General features: G+C 51.7%; 14 protein-coding genes and 1 other annotated feature. Of the genes, 12 read left to right on the forward strand and 2 right to left on the reverse strand.

What is annotated here, in order from left to right:
• Window positions 1-12 precede the first annotated feature (12 nt).
• The 6 genes from AK95_RS26415 (at window position 13) to leuS (ending at window position 8,048) form a co-directional block, all read left to right on the forward strand.
• On the forward strand, window positions 13-783 hold the full coding sequence (locus AK95_RS26415; protein WP_071222886.1) for a class I SAM-dependent DNA methyltransferase: 771 nt from the start codon (window positions 13-15) through the stop codon (window positions 781-783).
• Between the two features lie 323 nt (window positions 784-1,106).
• The gene (locus tag AK95_RS26420; RefSeq protein WP_071222887.1) at window positions 1,107-1,973 is read left to right on the forward strand and encodes a sugar phosphate isomerase/epimerase family protein; all 867 of its coding nucleotides are present in this window, start codon (window positions 1,107-1,109) and stop codon (window positions 1,971-1,973) included.
• 25 nt (window positions 1,974-1,998) lie between these two features.
• Complete coding sequence (locus tag AK95_RS26425) at window positions 1,999-3,168, forward strand: Gfo/Idh/MocA family protein (protein ID WP_071222888.1); 1,170 nt, start codon at window positions 1,999-2,001, stop codon at window positions 3,166-3,168.
• Between the two features lie 23 nt (window positions 3,169-3,191).
• Window positions 3,192-4,265, forward strand: a complete 1,074-nt coding sequence (locus AK95_RS26430; protein WP_071222890.1) for a Gfo/Idh/MocA family protein — start codon at window positions 3,192-3,194, stop codon at window positions 4,263-4,265.
• A gap of 77 nt (window positions 4,266-4,342) precedes the next feature.
• Window positions 4,343-5,224: an AraC family transcriptional regulator gene (locus AK95_RS26435; protein ID WP_071222892.1), complete on the forward strand. Its 882-nt coding sequence runs from the start codon at window positions 4,343-4,345 to the stop codon at window positions 5,222-5,224.
• Window positions 5,225-5,264: 40 nt separating this feature from the next.
• Window positions 5,265-5,517: a binding site (T-box leader), on the forward strand.
• 89 nt (window positions 5,518-5,606) lie between these two features.
• A complete protein-coding gene (gene leuS / locus AK95_RS26440; protein ID WP_071222893.1) occupies window positions 5,607-8,048 on the forward strand; it encodes a leucine--tRNA ligase in 2,442 nt (813 codons plus the stop codon).
• Here leuS and comER read toward each other — a convergent pair.
• The gene (comER, locus tag AK95_RS26445; RefSeq protein ID WP_071222895.1) at window positions 8,029-8,871 is read right to left on the reverse strand and encodes a late competence protein ComER; all 843 of its coding nucleotides are present in this window, start codon (window positions 8,869-8,871) and stop codon (window positions 8,029-8,031) included. The genes leuS and comER overlap by 20 nt on opposite strands.
• 172 nt (window positions 8,872-9,043) lie before the next feature.
• On the opposite strand from comER, the gene AK95_RS26450 reads away from it, so the two are divergent.
• From AK95_RS26450 to holA, 6 genes are all read left to right on the forward strand, one after another.
• The gene (locus tag AK95_RS26450) at window positions 9,044-9,700 is read left to right on the forward strand and encodes a helix-hairpin-helix domain-containing protein (protein ID WP_071222897.1); all 657 of its coding nucleotides are present in this window, start codon (window positions 9,044-9,046) and stop codon (window positions 9,698-9,700) included.
• 48 nt (window positions 9,701-9,748) lie between these two features.
• Window positions 9,749-10,267, forward strand: coding sequence for a deoxycytidylate deaminase (locus AK95_RS26455; protein ID WP_071222899.1), 519 nt, complete (start codon window positions 9,749-9,751; stop codon window positions 10,265-10,267).
• Window positions 10,268-10,383: 116 nt separating this feature from the next.
• Complete coding sequence (locus AK95_RS26460) at window positions 10,384-13,107, forward strand: ComEC/Rec2 family competence protein (RefSeq protein ID WP_071223065.1); 2,724 nt, start codon at window positions 10,384-10,386, stop codon at window positions 13,105-13,107.
• A 188-nt stretch (window positions 13,108-13,295) separates the two neighbouring features.
• Window positions 13,296-13,844: an RNA polymerase sigma factor gene (locus AK95_RS26465; RefSeq protein ID WP_036644490.1), complete on the forward strand. Its 549-nt coding sequence runs from the start codon at window positions 13,296-13,298 to the stop codon at window positions 13,842-13,844.
• Window positions 13,841-15,106 carry an anti-sigma factor family protein gene (locus AK95_RS26470; protein WP_071222900.1) on the forward strand — a complete coding sequence of 422 codons (1,266 nt, stop codon included), beginning with the start codon at window positions 13,841-13,843 and terminating at the stop codon, window positions 15,104-15,106. The genes AK95_RS26465 and AK95_RS26470 overlap by 4 nt, the downstream gene beginning before the upstream one ends.
• A gap of 286 nt (window positions 15,107-15,392) precedes the next feature.
• The gene (holA, locus tag AK95_RS26475) at window positions 15,393-16,412 is read left to right on the forward strand and encodes a DNA polymerase III subunit delta (protein WP_071222901.1); all 1,020 of its coding nucleotides are present in this window, start codon (window positions 15,393-15,395) and stop codon (window positions 16,410-16,412) included.
• A gap of 234 nt (window positions 16,413-16,646) precedes the next feature.
• On the opposite strand, the gene rpsT is transcribed toward holA, so the two are convergent.
• Complete coding sequence (gene rpsT, locus AK95_RS26480) at window positions 16,647-16,919, reverse strand: 30S ribosomal protein S20 (RefSeq protein WP_053489175.1); 273 nt, start codon at window positions 16,917-16,919, stop codon at window positions 16,647-16,649.
• Window positions 16,920-17,032: the final 113 nt, after the last annotated feature.

Raw genomic sequence — 17,032 nt, forward strand, 5'->3', positions numbered from 1 at the left:
AGTGGTGTCATCATGTTGTCTTACCGCAAGTTTGCTTACGTATATGATCAACTCATGGAAGACATGCCGTACCCGGACTGGATTCGCTTCGCGAGAACGGCCTGGGATAAGCACGGAATGCCAAAAAGCGTCGTTGAGCTCGGATGCGGGACAGGCAGCATCACCATTCCGCTCGTAAACTCCGGTTTCGAGGTAACGGGAATCGATCTGTCGGCAGATATGCTCTCGGTTGCCAGACGCAAGCTGGAGGGTACACCCCAGGGGCATCGATTGTTCCGGGAAGGCAGCGTCCGCTGGGTCCAACAGGACATGCGTTCGTGGGAGCTGCCCGAGCAGGTGGATTCCGTCATTTCATTTTGTGATTGTGTGAACTACCTGCTGGAGGAAAAGGACATCCGTTCCGCTTTTGCAAGGACCTACAACGGCCTCAAGGAAGGCGGCACGTTCCTGTTTGATGTGCATCACCCGAACACGCTCTTACGATATGACGCAGATCAGCCATTTGTGCTGGACGAAAGGGAAGTGTCCTACATTTGGACATGCGACATGGATGAACGCCGGATGGAGATCGAGCATCATCTTTCCATCTTTGCACGGGATGACCAGGATCCCACGGTCTACCGCCGCTTTGAGGAAACGCATGTGCAGCGGGGATATGACCCCGAATGGATGAAGGTCGAGCTGGTTAAGGCCGGATTCCGGGATGTGAAATGTTATGCCGATTTTGAGTGGGTGGAAGCGGGTCAGGATGCATCCCGGCTGTTCTACGTTGCCGTAAAATAAACGAATATCTTTTACGAGAGGCACTTTCTTTTGTCGGTAGCGACGAGAGAAAGTGCTTTTTTATCGTCGAGCATGGATTCATTATATTCAAAGACACTTCTTTTCTGCTTTATTTGACTGTGGTTAAGGTTCGATAGAAGGGATATGGGTTTGCTTCGGGGACTGTGCTACGATGAGGAATAGATAAGATGAACAGAAATGAGAGCGTTATCTTAAGGAATGATTCCAGGCATCCGGTACGCTCTGTATGACTGTATTTGAGTTCAACGATGGTCAAATGATGCATAAACTAATCTATTGGGGACGAGAAAGGATGAATGAGCATGAAACTGTCCGTATTCACAGTCGCAACTCCTGACTTACAGCCTGAGGAGTTGGCAAAAGCCGCGGCGGATGCCGGTATTGAAGGAATCGAATGGCGCTTCAAGGAGATTCCGGAGGAAGCTGCAGGGGAGAAGCCCTCGTTCTGGCGACATAACCGCTGCTCCATGGATCCGAACGGCACGCAGGAGGATTGGCTCGAGTTTCAGCAAGCGGCCGACAAGCATGGCAGGCGCAGTCTTGCGGTCGTTCCTTATTTGACATGCGGCGACGTGGAAGCGACGGAGAAGGTCATGCAAGCAGCCAAACTGATCGGAGCTTCATTTATTCGCGCGGGTATCCCGGGATACGACCGGAAGCGCAATTATAATGAGCTGTACGACCAGGCGGTTCGTTATCTCCATGAGGTGCAGGATCTCGCTGCGGCTTACGGGGTCAAAGCCGTGGTGGAAACGCACCATCTTACGATTGCCCCGAGCGCCGGACTGACGCACCGGCTTGTATCCCATTTTAATCCGCAGCATATCGGCGTGCTGTATGATCCGGGCAACATGGTCCATGAAGGTTACGAGAACTACCGGATGGGCTTGGAGCTTCTTGGTCCGTACCTGGCTCATGTCCATGTGAAAAACGGGGGTTATCGCAAAACGCCTGCCGAGGATGGTACCTCTGCGGCGTGGTCCGGGGAATGGGTTCCGCTTAACCAGGGGGCCGTGCCATGGAAGCAGGTCATACAGGATCTGCAATCGGTTGGTTACGAAGGTTACTACGGAATCGAAGATTTTAGCGGAACGTTTGAGTCTAGGGAAATGCTTCTTCGTTTTGCCGAGCAGATGAAGCTGTGGTCAGAGCAGAAACAAAACGCGTAGGTCACTTTTGAAGGAGGCTATAGACATGGAACAGGTAAGAGTAGGGGTTATTGGACTGGGGATGGGGTTTTCGCATGCCAGGTCGCTGGCGTCCGGGCGGATCAAGGGAGCGCGGCTTAGCGCTATATGCGATCTGAATCCGGCCAAACAGGAAGAAGCAAGGGCAACGCTGCCCTCGGACGTGAAAATATGGAGTGATACGAAGGCTATGATCTCCTCGGGGGAGATCGATGCCGTGATCATTGCGACGCCTCATTATGCCCATCCTCAAGTGGCGATTGAGTGCCTGAATCATGGACTCCATGTCCTGATCGAGAAGCCGGCAGGCGTTTACACGAAGCAAGTACGAGAAATGAACCGCGCGGCAGAAGCCAGCGGCAAGGTGTTCTCGATAATGTACAACCAGCGCTGTAATCCGCTCTACAAGAAGCTGAAAGAGCTCATAGAAGAAGGTGAACTCGGGGAGATCCGGCGGATGAACTGGATCATAACGAATTGGTACCGGTCCCAGAGCTATTATGATTCAGGCGGATGGCGGGCTACCTGGGCGGGAGAAGGCGGTGGGGTCCTGATTAACCAGTCTCCGCATCAGTTGGACCTCTGGCAGTGGACGACCGGCATGATGCCAAAGAGAATTCGTGCTTTTTGCGCTTTCGGCAAGTACCGAAACATCGAAGTTGAAGATGACGTGACGGCTTATGCGGAATACGAGAATGGGGCTACGGCCGTCTTCATTACGACAACGGGTGAAGCGCCCGGAACCAACCGATATGAAGTGACGGGGGACCGCGGAAAAATCGTCATCGAGGACGGCAAGCTTACCTTCTGGCGCCTCCGAGTGCCGGAGCCGGAATTCAATCGGCAGTATACCGGGGGATTCGGCGAACCGGAATGCTGGAAATGCGAGGTGCCGATCTCGGGGGATAATCCGCAGCATAGCGGCATTATCCAGAACTTTGCGGATGCTATTTTGCATGGAACGCCATTGATTGCCCCCGGTGAAGAGGGAATCCACGGATTGACGCTGTCGAATGCCATGCATCTGTCCACCTGGACCGATAATTGGGTTGATCTCCCTCTTAACGAGGACCTGTATCACGAAATGCTGCAGGAACGGATCGCACAATCTTCCGCTCAGAAAACGGTCAAGGAGATCGGGCCGGTGGATATGAGCAAGACGTTTGGAACCTACTAAATCACAATCAGGAGGCACGTGGTATGGACCGCAGTAATGGAATGCTGTATGCGCCGGTGGGCAAGGCCCAGCCGGTGTGCAAGCCCGGAGAGTTTATTTTTGCTGCTATGTCGCTGGAGCATGGACATATATACGGTATGTGTAACGGATTGATCGAGGCCGGGGCGACGCTGAAGTGGGTGTATGACCCAGATCCCGCGAAGGTTGCGGCTTTTTGCAAGGCTTATCCAAGTGTAACCGTCGCCTCGTCCGAGGCACAGGTGTTTCAGGATGCGGAAGTGCGTCTGGTAGCGGCTGCCGCCATTCCTTCGGAACGATGCGAGCTTGGCCTGAAGGTCATGTCGCACGGCAAGGATTACTTTACGGATAAGACGCCTTTCACGACGCTGGAGCAGGTGAACGCTGCTCGCGCGAAAGCCGAGGAGACAGGCAAGAAGTACATGGTCTATTACAGTGAACGGCTGCATGTGGAGAGTGCCGTCCATGCCGGGAAGCTGATTCAGGACGGGGCGATCGGGCGAGTGGTCCAAGTGATGGGAACAGGGCCGCACCGTTTAAACGCATCCTCCCGTCCGGACTGGTTTTTCCGTCATCAACAGTACGGGGGGATTCTGTGTGACATCGGCTCCCACCAGATTGAACAATTTTTGTTTTTTGCGGGCTGCCGTGATGCCAAGGTGCTCAGCAGCAAGGTAGGGAATTACGCGAATCCGGATTACCCGGAGCTGGAGGATTTCGGAGATGCAACGCTTGTGGGAGACAACGGGGCCACGAATTATTTCCGAGTCGACTGGCTGACACCCGGGGGCCTTGGCACCTGGGGCGACGGAAGAACCTTTATTCTGGGGACGGAAGGATACATCGAGCTTCGGAAATACATCGATATCGCCAGGCATCCGCAGGGCGATCATCTGTACCTGGTTAATGGCGAGGGAGAGTTTCATATGGAGCTTCAAGGCAAGGTGGGCTATCCATTCTTCGGGGAGCTTATCCTGGATTGTCTGGAACGCACGGAGCATGCGATGTCCCAGGAGCATGCTTTCAAAGCCGGAGAATTGTGCGTCATCGCCCAAAATGAGGCCGTGCGCATTCCATAAAATCATTTATAATAGAGAAAACCCCGTTACGTTGTGGGTTATATAACTCCAAAATCGCTAAAGGGGCGATTCTCTAGATGACCTCATCTGTCGATATGATGCCAGGCTTTGACCGCATGCAGCTGCAAGCGCCGTTTGATCTGACCTATTACAATGAACAGCCGTTGTCGGGAGGGCAGTTTCACTCGCATGCTTTTTATGAAATTTATTATTTCCATGAAGGACGCTGCACTTATTTGATCGGCGATTCCGTTTTCACCCTGAAACCGGGGGATCTGCTCCTGATGAACGGGCTTACGCTCCATTGTCCGAATGTTGAGCCCGATTCCAGATACGTCAGAAGCATTCTGCATTTCGATCCGGCCTGGATCTGCAAAGGGCTTTCGGAGACGGCCAAATCGATATTGCTGGATCCCTTCGAATCGCTGCGAAATCATCGCATGACACTGACAGGGGCCAATCGGGACGAATTTGAAGGCATGTTGGCCGATATACATCGCCTCTCGGCATCCACGGCCGGTTTTCGCCAGGAACGGATGACCTTGCGTATTCAGGAGATGATGTACGTCATCGCGGACTGGTGCCAGGACGCTGTGCAGGACCAGGACTCCATCTCCGAGAAAGAGCGGCATGTCCAGCATGTCGTATCGTTCGTCGAGGAACATTATATGCAGGATCTGACGCTGGAGCAAATCGCCCGCGATATGCATATTACGAAACACTATTTATCTTCCTTATTTAAGGAGGTTACCGGAACGACGGTGTTTAAATATTTGTATCACCGGCGGATTAACCAAGCTAAAATATTGCTCAGGCTCCATCCGCATCTCAGCATCACGGAGATCAGCCTGGCGGCAGGTTTCAAGCATTTGGCTCATTTCAGCCGGATGTTCAAAGTCATGGTCGGGACGACGCCGGAATATTATCGCAGAAGCGGGGAAGAGCTTTCGTTGACTTGATCGGACTTTTTGGGTATAATAGCCACATTAAAACGGTAATATGAACGCGATGATGAGGATCAATCGTTCCACTTTCGATCATGCAGAGAGCCGGTGTCTGGTGAAAACCGGTTGACGATAGGAATGAACTCGCCTCGGAGCAATGGTGTTAACCCGGCCGCTGTATTTCGGCAGATTCGGCCGCTGAAGCATCGTCGTCTCATCCGCGATAAGGATGCAAAGGGAGTGAAAGGCAAAGCATGCCTTTGGCTAACTAGGGTGGTACCACGGGAATCAAACCTCTCGTCCCTAGCGATCAGCGCTATGGATGATGAGGTTTTTTTGTTTTTTTGGGCAACGGCACAGGCCTTGCCTCTTGACTGTGAAGGAGGAGCAATGGAGTATGACGGACAATCAACCAACCGGCCACGGCTATCAGCCGCAGGCCATCGAACCGAAGTGGCAGCAATACTGGGATGAGAACAAAACCTTTAAAACGGAAGATTCATCATCCAAACCGAAATTTTATGCGCTGGATATGTTTCCGTATCCATCAGGAGCAGGCCTGCACGTGGGGCATCCGGAGGGGTACACGGCAACTGACATCGTGTCCCGTTACAAGCGGATGCGCGGATACAACGTGCTTCATCCGATGGGATGGGATGCCTTCGGTCTACCGGCGGAGCAATATGCAATGGACACAGGCAAACATCCTCGCGAGTTTACCGTGCAGAATATCGATACGTTCCGTCGCCAGATCAAATCTCTGGGCTTCTCGTATGACTGGGACCGCGAGATCAGCACAACCGATCCGGAATATTATAAATGGACCCAGTGGATCTTTATCCAGCTTTATAAGCGCGGCCTTGCCTATGTGGCTGAAGTGCCGGTGAACTGGTGCGAAGCGCTCGGTACCGTGCTTGCGAACGAAGAGGTCATCGACGGCAAGAGCGAACGCGGGGGCCATCCGGTCGTACGTAAACCGATGCGCCAATGGATTCTGCGCATTACCGAATACGCGGATCGTCTCCTTGAAGATCTGGATGAACTGGACTGGAGCGAAAGCCTGAAGGATATGCAGCGCAACTGGATCGGCAAATCCACAGGCGCTGAGGTTCGTTTTGACATCGAAGGTTACGATGGTCATCTGGAGGTGTTCACGACCCGTCCGGATACGCTGTTCGGGGCAACCTACTGCGTTCTGGCGCCGGAGCATGACCTCGTGGATAAGATTACGTCAGCCGATCAGCGTGAAGCCGTCAAGGCTTATCAAGATCAAGCAGCTCGTAAAAGCGATCTGGAGAGGACGGATCTGGCCAAGGATAAAACCGGTGTATTCACGGGTGCATACGCCATTAATCCGGTAAACGGCGCTAAAGTGCCGATCTGGATCGCGGATTATGTGCTTGCCGGCTATGGAACGGGTGCCATTATGGCGGTTCCGGGTCATGACAGCCGTGACTGGGAGTTTGCGAAGCAATTCGGTCTTCCGATTATTGAAGTCGTTCAGGGTGGAAATGTCGAGGAGGAAGCATACGGCGGCAGTGGCGCGCATGTGAATTCCGGCTTCCTGAACGGGTTGGACAATGAAGAGGCTATCCAGGCGATGAATGAATGGCTGGAGCAAGAGGGCAAGGGTAAGAAGAAGGTAACTTACCGACTGCGCGACTGGCTGTTCAGCCGTCAACGCTACTGGGGTGAGCCGATTCCGATTCTGCATCTGGAAGACGGAACGATGAAGACCGTGCCTGAGGATCAGCTCCCATTGCTGCTGCCGGATGTGGATCAGATTAAACCGTCCGGTACCGGCGAATCACCACTGGCTAACGTTACGGAGTGGGTGGAAACGGTAGATCCCGAAACCGGCATGAAAGCCCGCCGCGAGACGAACACGATGCCGCAATGGGCCGGCAGCTGCTGGTATTACCTGCGTTATATCGATCCACGCAATAATGATGAATTGTGCTCCAAGGAGAAGCAGAAGGAATGGCTGCCGGTTGACCTGTACATCGGTGGTGTGGAGCATGCGGTGCTTCATTTGCTGTATGCACGCTTCTGGCACAAAGTATTGTATGACCTGGGCGTTGTCGATACGAAGGAGCCTTTCCAGAAGCTGGTCAATCAGGGTATGATCCTGGGCAACAATAATGAAAAAATGAGTAAATCCCGCGGCAATGTCATCAATCCGGATGATATTGTTAACGAATACGGAGCCGACACGCTGCGCGTGTACGAGATGTTCATGGGGCCGCTGGAAGCAACCAAGCCATGGAACACCAACGGCGTTGAAGGAACGTTTCGTTTCCTCTCCCGTGTATGGCGCCTGTTTATCGGGGACGACGGTCAATTGAACCCTAAAATCGTGGAAGGCGAGGGTACGGACGATTTCAAACGTACACTGCACAAAACGATTAAGAAAGTGACCGAAGACTTTGAACATATGCGCTTTAACACAGCGATCAGCCAGCTGATGGTATTCATCAACGAGGGATACAAGACGGAAGAGCTTCCGCGCAAAGCGATGGAGAACTTCGTGCAGCTGCTTTCCCCGCTGGCCCCTCACCTGGCTGAAGAGCTGTGGAGCCGTTTAGGCTACACGGAGAGCGTAACCTACGTGCCATGGCCGGAGTATGACGAGGCTTGGACTGTAGAGGCCGAAGTGGAGATAGTCGTTCAAGTTAACGGCAAAATCGTAGAACGTGCCAAAATTTCGAAAGACATGGACCAAGAAGCCATGCAACAACATAGCCTCTCCCTTCCGAATGTCAAGCAGGCGCTGGAAGGAAAGAGTATTCGCAAAGTCATTGCCGTACCGGGCAAACTGGTCAATATCGTGGCCGGTTAATCGTAAAACCGAAGGCAGCATCCAGTTTTGCCAAATCCTCCTCATACTTGTCGTGTGTGGTTTGGATCAATTGGTAGAACAATCCGTTCAGGTTTGAATCCAGCAGTGCTAAAGCCTGAGCCGTGATGCCTCCGGGAACCGCAACCCGCTCTTGCAGCTGTTCGGGGGAGAAGCCCTCCTCCGTTAACAGCTTGCCGGTGCCAAGCAGCATTTCTCCGGCTAATGCATTAAGGGTTCTACGGTCGATTCCGGTCATTTCAACGGCAGCGTCGATCCATTTTTCCATGAATAAACTTAAAAAAGCAGGTCCGCAGCTGGAGAAATCGGAAGTGATTCGCGTGTGCGATTCCAGTATCTCGAGCGGCCTGCTGATATAAGACAGGAGGCTTTCTATAAGCTGCCTGTCTTCTTCTTTTATTCGGGAACCGTACATGCATAACGATGCTCCGCCTCCGGTTAGGTTGGTGATGCTCGGTATGATTTTCGCCACCTTGCAGGGCAGCGATGATTCCAGATGGATCAGTTGGACCGGACTCGTGATGGATATGGCGATTTGCCGGACTTCAAGCCGATCTTTGATTTCGCTGATGACAGATTTGAATTCAAGCGGCTTTATACATAGGAATAGCAGGTCGCTCTGAGAAGCCGTCTCCGTGTTACAGCTGCATACCGTCAGACCGGGATGACGTTTTGCCAGCTGCATCGGCTTCTCAGGACTTCGGTTGCTGACCCGAATCTGCTCAGGCAGGAGTGCGCCCGATTGAATGAAGGCATCGATCAACAGACTACCCATGCTGCCCGTACCGATAAAACCGACCTTCATGTGTATGTTCCCTCCTTTCGCGCTTTACGGCAGAAATGTACCGTCCTTACGTTTAATGTATGCGGGGAAGATGCCGATTCATGACGGTTTTTCATGCGATTTCGGTGGGGAAACCGAAGAATATTCCTGGGTTTGTACAAAATGAACTTTAAAGTTAAGGAGAGGTCAATCGATGAAAAGGATATCTTTAGGCTGGAGTCTCGCCGCAACGATTGCTGGCTGCGGGTTCATCTTGTTTGCCGGTGGTGCGGATCAGGGGATCGAGGGCTGGCAGCCGCTGAACGATCAGCTGGAGCAGGTGGTTGCGGCCGAAGAGAATGCAGGTGTGAAGACGTCCGGGGTTGATTCCCGGCAGAAGGATGTGGAACCGTCTGGAGCCGGAACGGATTCGAATACTGCTGCAAAGAGCACGCAGGCGGGGCAGATCGAGCCTGCCAGTAATGCGAAGGACTCCATGCCAGACCAAGACCAAGGAGCGGCAGGAAGCGGTATAGCAGACCATACAGCTCCGTCTTCGGCTTCTGGTCAACCTTCTTCGCCCCTTGTACCGTCTCAGGCTGAAGGTGTCAGTCAGCAGTTACAGCAGCAAGCTCCTGTTAACAGTACAGCGCAGTCACCAGCAGCTCCGGATCCATCCGGATTGATTAATGTCAACACGGCGGATGCTGCAACGCTTATGGAGCTGCCTGGCATTGGCGAGGCGAAGGCCAAGGCCATTATCGATTATCGGAATCAGTTCGGTCCATTTAAAAGTCTGGCCGACTTGATGAACGTAAAGGGCATCGGGCCCAAAATGCTGGAGAAGATGAAGCCTTACGTTGGACTTTAGCTATGTGCTACAATAAAGGCGATATTGATAAGGAACAGGTGACAAATGATGAGTGCAGATCAACGTAAAGATTGGGATACTTATTTCATGGATATTGCCTTTATGGTTTCAACCCGCTCCCAATGCCCGAGGCGTCATGTCGGGGCGGTGCTGGTGCAGGGGAAGAAGCTGCTCGGGACGGCTTATAACGGCGCGCCGATGGGGGTGCCTGATTGCTCGGAAGCGGGCTGTATGATCGCCGAGGATTATGAACTGGTCGTGGAGGACGGCAAGGAGAGCATGGTGAAGAAACAGCGCTGCATCCGGACGATTCATGCCGAGCAGAATCTGCTGTTATTCACGGACCGGATCGATCGGGAAGGCAGCACGGTGTACGTGACGGATGAGCCCTGCTGGACCTGTGCGAATATGCTTGCCAACAGCGGCATTGTCGAGGTTGTGTTCCACCGTCCTTATCCGAAGGATTCGGGCAAGGTGTCCCGCATGATGGAACAGAAGGGGATTATGTTCCGGCAGCTTGAAGCGTATGAGCCGCCGCGCGAAACCTTGATGACGGTAGCGGAATGATTCATGTATAAGATTACGGAACAAAATGAATAGAAAGTCACAGAGGAAGGACCTTTGACTGCGATATGCAGGCAAGGGTCCTTTTTTATTTAATGATGAAGGGATTTGTTGGAATCATGAAGCGAAGGCCATTACTTGTGTTTACCGTGATGTGGGTAATCGGCAGCGGTGCTGCATGCCTGTACGACGGATGGAGGCTGGCCATGATTGCAGCCGGGCTGATTCTCATCCTGTTTGCTGTGTGTCATTGGGCGGGGGCGGGACGCCTATTTACGCTCTGCATGCTGTTTTCCTTGTGCATGTCGGGTACTTACTGGGAATGGCATGACGCGGCCAATGTAAGTGATATCGAGCCGGTCCTCTCAGGGGAGACATCGACGGACGCTGTTCCTGTTACTGCCTTTGGTGTAATCACAACCCCAATAGAAGTGGATGGCGACCGCGCGGATTTCAATGTTGCCCTGCATCAAGTTGATATCAAGCTAACAAAGCCTCCAGCGCCCCAAAAACAAGCGAATCCGGATAACGGCACCTTGCTGAAGACGGATGATATCGTCAGGGTGCAAGTGAAACTAATGGACAAAACGGAGCTGGAGACGGTCCATCGATGGCAGCGCGGGGACCGCATAGAGCTGACCGGAGAGCTGCAAAAACCTGGAGAAGCCCGCAATTTTGACGGATTTAATTATGCTCAATATTTGCGAACCCAGAAGATTCATTGGATGGTCAAAGTGAAGGGCTCTGACCTAGCGAAGGTCACCCCGCCTGACAGCTGGAATGTAAGTCATATTCTAAGATGGACGGATGCCGTTCGCCATAAGCTTGGTGGCAAGCTGGATCAATTGTACGGCGGAATCCATGCGGGTTATATGAAGGGACTTGTGATTGGCAATCGGGATGATTTGGATCCCGATACGTTTATGGAGTTCTCGCGTTTGGGGTTGACTCACATTCTTGCGATATCGGGCATGCATGTGGCAGTGGTTGTGGGATGCCTCTTATTCGTATGCACAACCCTTCGAATGACGAGGGAGACCTCGCTGACTGTGGTCATGTGGCTGATTCCCGTTTATGTCCTGCTTGCCGGGGCAAGTCCTTCTATTGTCCGTGCCGGCATTATGGGGATGATCGGTTTGTATGCCGCACGGCGGCGACTTTTGAAGGATGGACTGCATATTCTTAGTGTTGCCGCACTCGTCATGCTGCTGTGGAACCCGTATTTTCTCGTGAATGTCAGCTTTCAGCTGTCATTCATCGTAACGGCGGGCTTGATGATCTTCGTACCGAAGCTGATGCCGCTGCTGTCATTCTTGCCCCGCTGGCTTGCGGGAACCGTCGGAATTACGGTCGTAGCGCAGCTGATCTCCTTTCCCCTAACCATATATTATTTTAACCAGGTGTCGCTGATATCTGTTTTCGCCAATTTGATCCTGGTTCCGGTGATTAGCCTTGTCGTTCTTCCGTTAGGAATGTTGTCATTGCTGGTGGGGTGGGTATGGATGCGCGGAGCTGGCTGGTTGGCAGCTGTGACAGAATGGTTAAACCAAATAACGTTTCGAGTCGTTGAATGGATGAATGGTTCATCCGCTTTGATGACGTTGTGGCCGTCCCCGTCGTTAGCCTGGATCTTATGTTATTTTGTTGTGCTGTATTCGCTGCTGTCCATTCTGAAGATGAGATCCGAAATTCGCGAAGGAGAGCGGATCGGATCGGATGATACCGTTCCATTGGAAGGACGCGTATCCTTGGATAGTAAAAGAGATTTGTCTGGTGCAACCGGCATGTTTCCGCTCGTGGATCAATGGGCCGGTGCGTTGCGATGGAGAGGTTTTTTTCGCGCCAGTGATTATATCGAACGCTATGCAGCGAGAGCTGCGATCGTCCTGCTGTCCGGAGCTTTGGTTTTTTTGCTGTACGGCGGCTATCAATCTCCATCTATGCACGGAGCGGGACTCGTGCAATTTCTGGATGTAGGACAAGGGGATTCGATACTCGTAACAACACCTGAGGGCAAGCATATTCTCATTGACGGTGGTGGGACGGTGAATTTTCGTAAGGAAAAGGATGCTTGGAAGGAAAGGAAGGCCCCGTATGAGGTAGGAGCGAAGGTGGTGGTTCCGTTGTTGAAAAAACGGGGCGTGCACCAGCTTGAGGCTGTCATCATGTCCCATGGAGACCAGGATCATATAGGCGGTCTTCAGGCTGTCTTGCAGGAAATCCCGGTAAAATCAGTTGTGTTCAACGGGACCTTAACTGACTCCGCTTCCTTCCGGAAGCTGATGTTAACCGCTGTACAACAGCGCATTCCCATATACGAGGCTGGAGTGGATCGGGAAGTATGGAAGCTTGACAGCCATACGGAAATCCAATTTTTAGCGCCTGTTTTCCCAGAAAGTGGAGAAATCATAAAACCTTTACCGTTGATTAAGGAGCAGAATCATGCTTCACTAGTATTTGTCCTTCAAATGAACGGCAGCCGGATCTTGTTTACGGGTGACACAGACCAAGCTGCGGAACATAAAATATTGTTGTATCTGGAGGAACGTTCTTCACAAAATGATATCATTTCACGGCTTGCTGCTGCCGGTGACCGCATCGATGTTATGAAGGTTGCCCATCACGGCAGCAAAACCTCGACATCCGAGTTATGGCTGAATGCATGGAAGCCGAAGATAGCGGTTATTTCCGCTGGTGTCAACAATATGTACGGCCACCCTCATCCGGATGTGGTAGGACGGTTGGAACGTTCCACCAATCTGATCTATCAGACCAATCTTCATGGTGAAATACAGATGAGGATCAAGGAGGGACATATTGACACGCGCACGAAGCTACCTTGAATAAACAGCCCGCTGTCCTTGGGACATCGATTCGTAGTATGATCTTTAATAGGAAAAATGCAGCGGTGACTATAATCTTTATATTTGGTATAGTTAGATGAAGTTTCCTAAAAAAATAATAGGTTACATACTGCAACATTTTTTTAATTTTATCCGTCTGTATGTATGCAGGGAGAGGGGGATCCACTGTGGTGGAGCAGGGACTCATAAGAGCCGCTCAATCGGGCGATCGCGACGCTCTAATCACCCTATTGCGAGAAATTGAGCAACATGTTTACCGAACTGCTTATTACATTTTAAACAATGAACAGGATGCAATGGATGCAGCCCAGGAAGCACTTATACGTGTATATACGAAGATTAACTCCTACGAGGAGAAGGCTCAGTTCAAAACTTGGGTCCAACGGATTGTCACCAACATATGCATTGATAAATTCCGCAGGACAAAGCCGACGGTTTCCATCGATGAACATGATCTGGTGTTTCGGGATAATCTCGATGTAGAACGGGAAGTGATGTCGGGATATCTGGCTCAGGATATTCAGGAAGCCATTAATCAACTGCCGGACCATCATCGTACGGTCATTGTCTTAAGGTATTTGCAGGATCTATCCTACAACGAAATTGCTGATTGTCTGAACCTCCCGCTCAATACGGTGAAATCCTATTTGTTCAGGGCCAGGCAGCAGCTGCAGAATATGCTCCAAGAGCATCAGAAAGGTGGTGTATCAGGATGAAATGCCAAGAGGTGGTGGAACGTATGCACCGGTATTTGGACCGGGATCTCACTTCGGAGGAGACGGCCCAAATGTATCAGCATATTGCCGTGTGCCCCATGTGTGCGGAGACCTTTAATATATTAAAATCATTGAACAGAGAGCTTGAGGATCTTCCGGCCGTAACCCCGCCTGTCAGTCTGGTAGACGCTATCATGCCTAGACTGGATGCCATTGACCGTGATCGCCAGAACCTTGTCGTACCTCCAGCACTGAAAAGCCAGGAGCCAGCCGAAATGATGCCGGAAATGCGGCGTCCGCGACGTGCGGGCAGCTGGTGGAGCACGATTGGCGGCAGAACTGCTATCGGGGCCGCCGCGGCTGTACTTATTCTCGGCGTAGCGATCTTTAATAATGAACCGAAGATGTTATCCGATGCGGAGCTTCCATACGAAGAGGCTAGCACGACCAGTGCCGGGACGAATGACGAATCGGCTGCCACGCAGAATCAGGAAATGGCTCAGCCGTTTGCCGCCGAAGGCGGCACGGAGACGGGAGGCGAATCGAATGATGGGAACGATTCATCCGCAAGCCTGCGGAGTTCGCCATCGGAATCGTCACCGGAAGCCAATTCCGACCCTGCCCAGAATGATACGAAGGCAACACAGCAGCCATCGGATGCGGCTAATGGCACCAATAAAGATGTTACAGCACCCGATAAACCGGTTCAGATGAAAGATGTTGGGGAACCCCAAGCGCCAGACCAACCTGCAACGAGCAACAATGAGGTGCCAAAAACCGATACCGGAAGTCCGTCTGACCCTCCGGCGAAAGAACCTGAGCAGAGTTCTGAAACCATGGATGTCCAGACGTCACCTACGGAACCGGATACCACGTCTGAGATGCTGCCTCCAATTAGCGATCCTGCCGGTGATGCGGTCACGGGAAGCGCCGAATCATCCGACAGGTCATCCGGATCGTACCAAGGACTGGCGATGGTGCCGGAACAGTGGTCGTCCCCGGATGGTCTCTACCGAGCCTCGCTGGAGGCTGATCATCTGATTATCTATCGTCTGCCATCGGGAAGCCAAACTTCGCCGGATGCGGTTGAAACGGTTGAGACAATTCCGCTCGGCGGAAGCTGGGTATCCGGTCAATGGTCCGAGGACGGCTTAACGTTCAAATATAAGGTGCAGACCCATAAGGAATTGGTTGAATCCGTCTATTCCATTGAGAAGTCCCAGCCACCGGCATCTACGGGGCAGAAGCAGCCTAAATCATAGAAATGTTCAGAGATATATACAATCGGTGCACCAATGCCGGGAGATATGAATACACTATATATTAGAGAGAGCATGATACCAACTACCGTCGTATGACCGGCGGCGAGGTGTTTCTAGAGCATACTTGCCGGCGTTTATATAGATGTGTTGGGACGAAGGGACCTTGCCGCTGCCAAAAGCCGAGGTCTCTTTGTTTTCGTGTGGACGATTGCATTTTTATGCTTGTCATCTCGCATTCAGGCACTCTTTTTTGGTATAGTGTACAGAGTAGAAAGGGGGGACGCCGATGGATGCCAAAGCGGCGGCCAAGGCGGTTAAGCAGGGAGAGGTGTCTGCCGTCTATTTGTTGTATGGCAGCGAGAAATTTCAAATGAAGGAATTCGCCGAATTTCTGGAAGCCCAGCTGATCCCGAAAGAAGACCGTGATTTTGCCCTCGTTCATATGGATTTAGGGGAAGTTCCGATTCAAACCGTTATTGAAGAAGCGGAGACGGTTCCTTTTATGGTTCAAAAAAAACTGATCATGGTCAGGGATACGGCTTTTTTTACCGCAGCAAAAGATAACGGGAAAGTGGATCATCGTCCAGAGGCTTTGCTGGACTATTTGACCAATCCTGCTGATTATAGTGTGATTGTCTTTATGGTTGGACAAGAAAAGCTGGATGAACGGAAAAAGGTAGTCAAGGCAGTCAAGAAATCGGGGGTTGCTTTGTCCTTCATGCCTTTGGGCGGGGAGGATTTGCTGCGCTGGGTGGACAAGCAGGTGAAGAAGGGCGACTGCGCGCTGCGGGAAGGTGCGGCGGAGGCGATCGTGCGAAATGCGGGAACCAGCCTTCAGACATTATCAGGTGAGATCGAAAAGCTGTGCTTATATGCTGGCGCTGGCGGAGTGATTGATGTCGCAACCGTGGATATGCTGGTAGCGCGGAGCACGGAACAGAATGTATTTGCGCTTGTAGAGGATATTGCGAATCTCCGATTGGACAAGGCGCTCGGAATCTATTACGAACTGCTGAAGCAGCGCGAGGAGCCGATCAAGATTGCGGCGCTGATTACCAGACAGTTCCGGATTATTCTGCAGGTGAAGACTCTATCGACCCAGAGCTACTCGCAGCAGCAAATTGCTTCCCAGATCGGATTGCACCCCTATGCGGTGAAGATTGCGGGCGAGCAAGCCCGCAAGTTTGAGACAGCTCGCCTTGAAGGCATACTGAACCATCTGGCGAATCTGGATTACCAGATGAAGACCGGGGCCGTGGATAAGGTGCTGGGCATTGAATTATTTTTGCTGCGGCTTGGGGCTTAAGATATCCGCAAATAGTTAAGAGCGTACGGCTGCGGGAGCAGTCGTACGCTCTTTTTCTTTAGAAATCTAGAAAGCATGGACAACAGAGGCTCGCCTGCCTGACCCCGCAAGAAAAACGTCCGCTATAAAGCGGTCTGTCTATCGAGAAGAGCACGTCGATCAATGTACCACAAAAAGCCCTGAGCAGCGTGAACTGTTCAGGGCTTTTTCCATGTCGTATTCAACAAACGTTACTTACGCTTGGGACGTAAGAGCGTTCAGTCTTTTCGCCAGACGGGACTTTTTGCGGGCAGCTGCGTTCTTATGGATCAGGCCCTTCGTAACGGCTTTATCAAGCTTCTTGGAAGCAGCTTGGAAAGCAACTTTAGCAGCTTCGATTTCTGTACCGTTCAACGCTACGTCAGCAGTTTTAACAGCTGTGCGAAGCGCGGATTTTTGAGAAATGTTAAGCGCGTGGCGTTTGTCACTTGTCTTTACACGTTTAATCGCGGATTTGATGTTTGGCATTACATTCACCTCCTGTAAGGCATTTCAATAGAGCGAAATGATTCACAACTTAAAATATTTTAGCATGGGGGTGGACAAAAAGCAATACTCATTCGGACTTCTGCATAATCTCT

The sequence above is a fragment of the Paenibacillus sp. LC231 genome (genome assembly GCF_001860525.1).
Lineage (GTDB): Bacteria > Bacillota > Bacilli > Paenibacillales > Paenibacillaceae > Paenibacillus_AQ.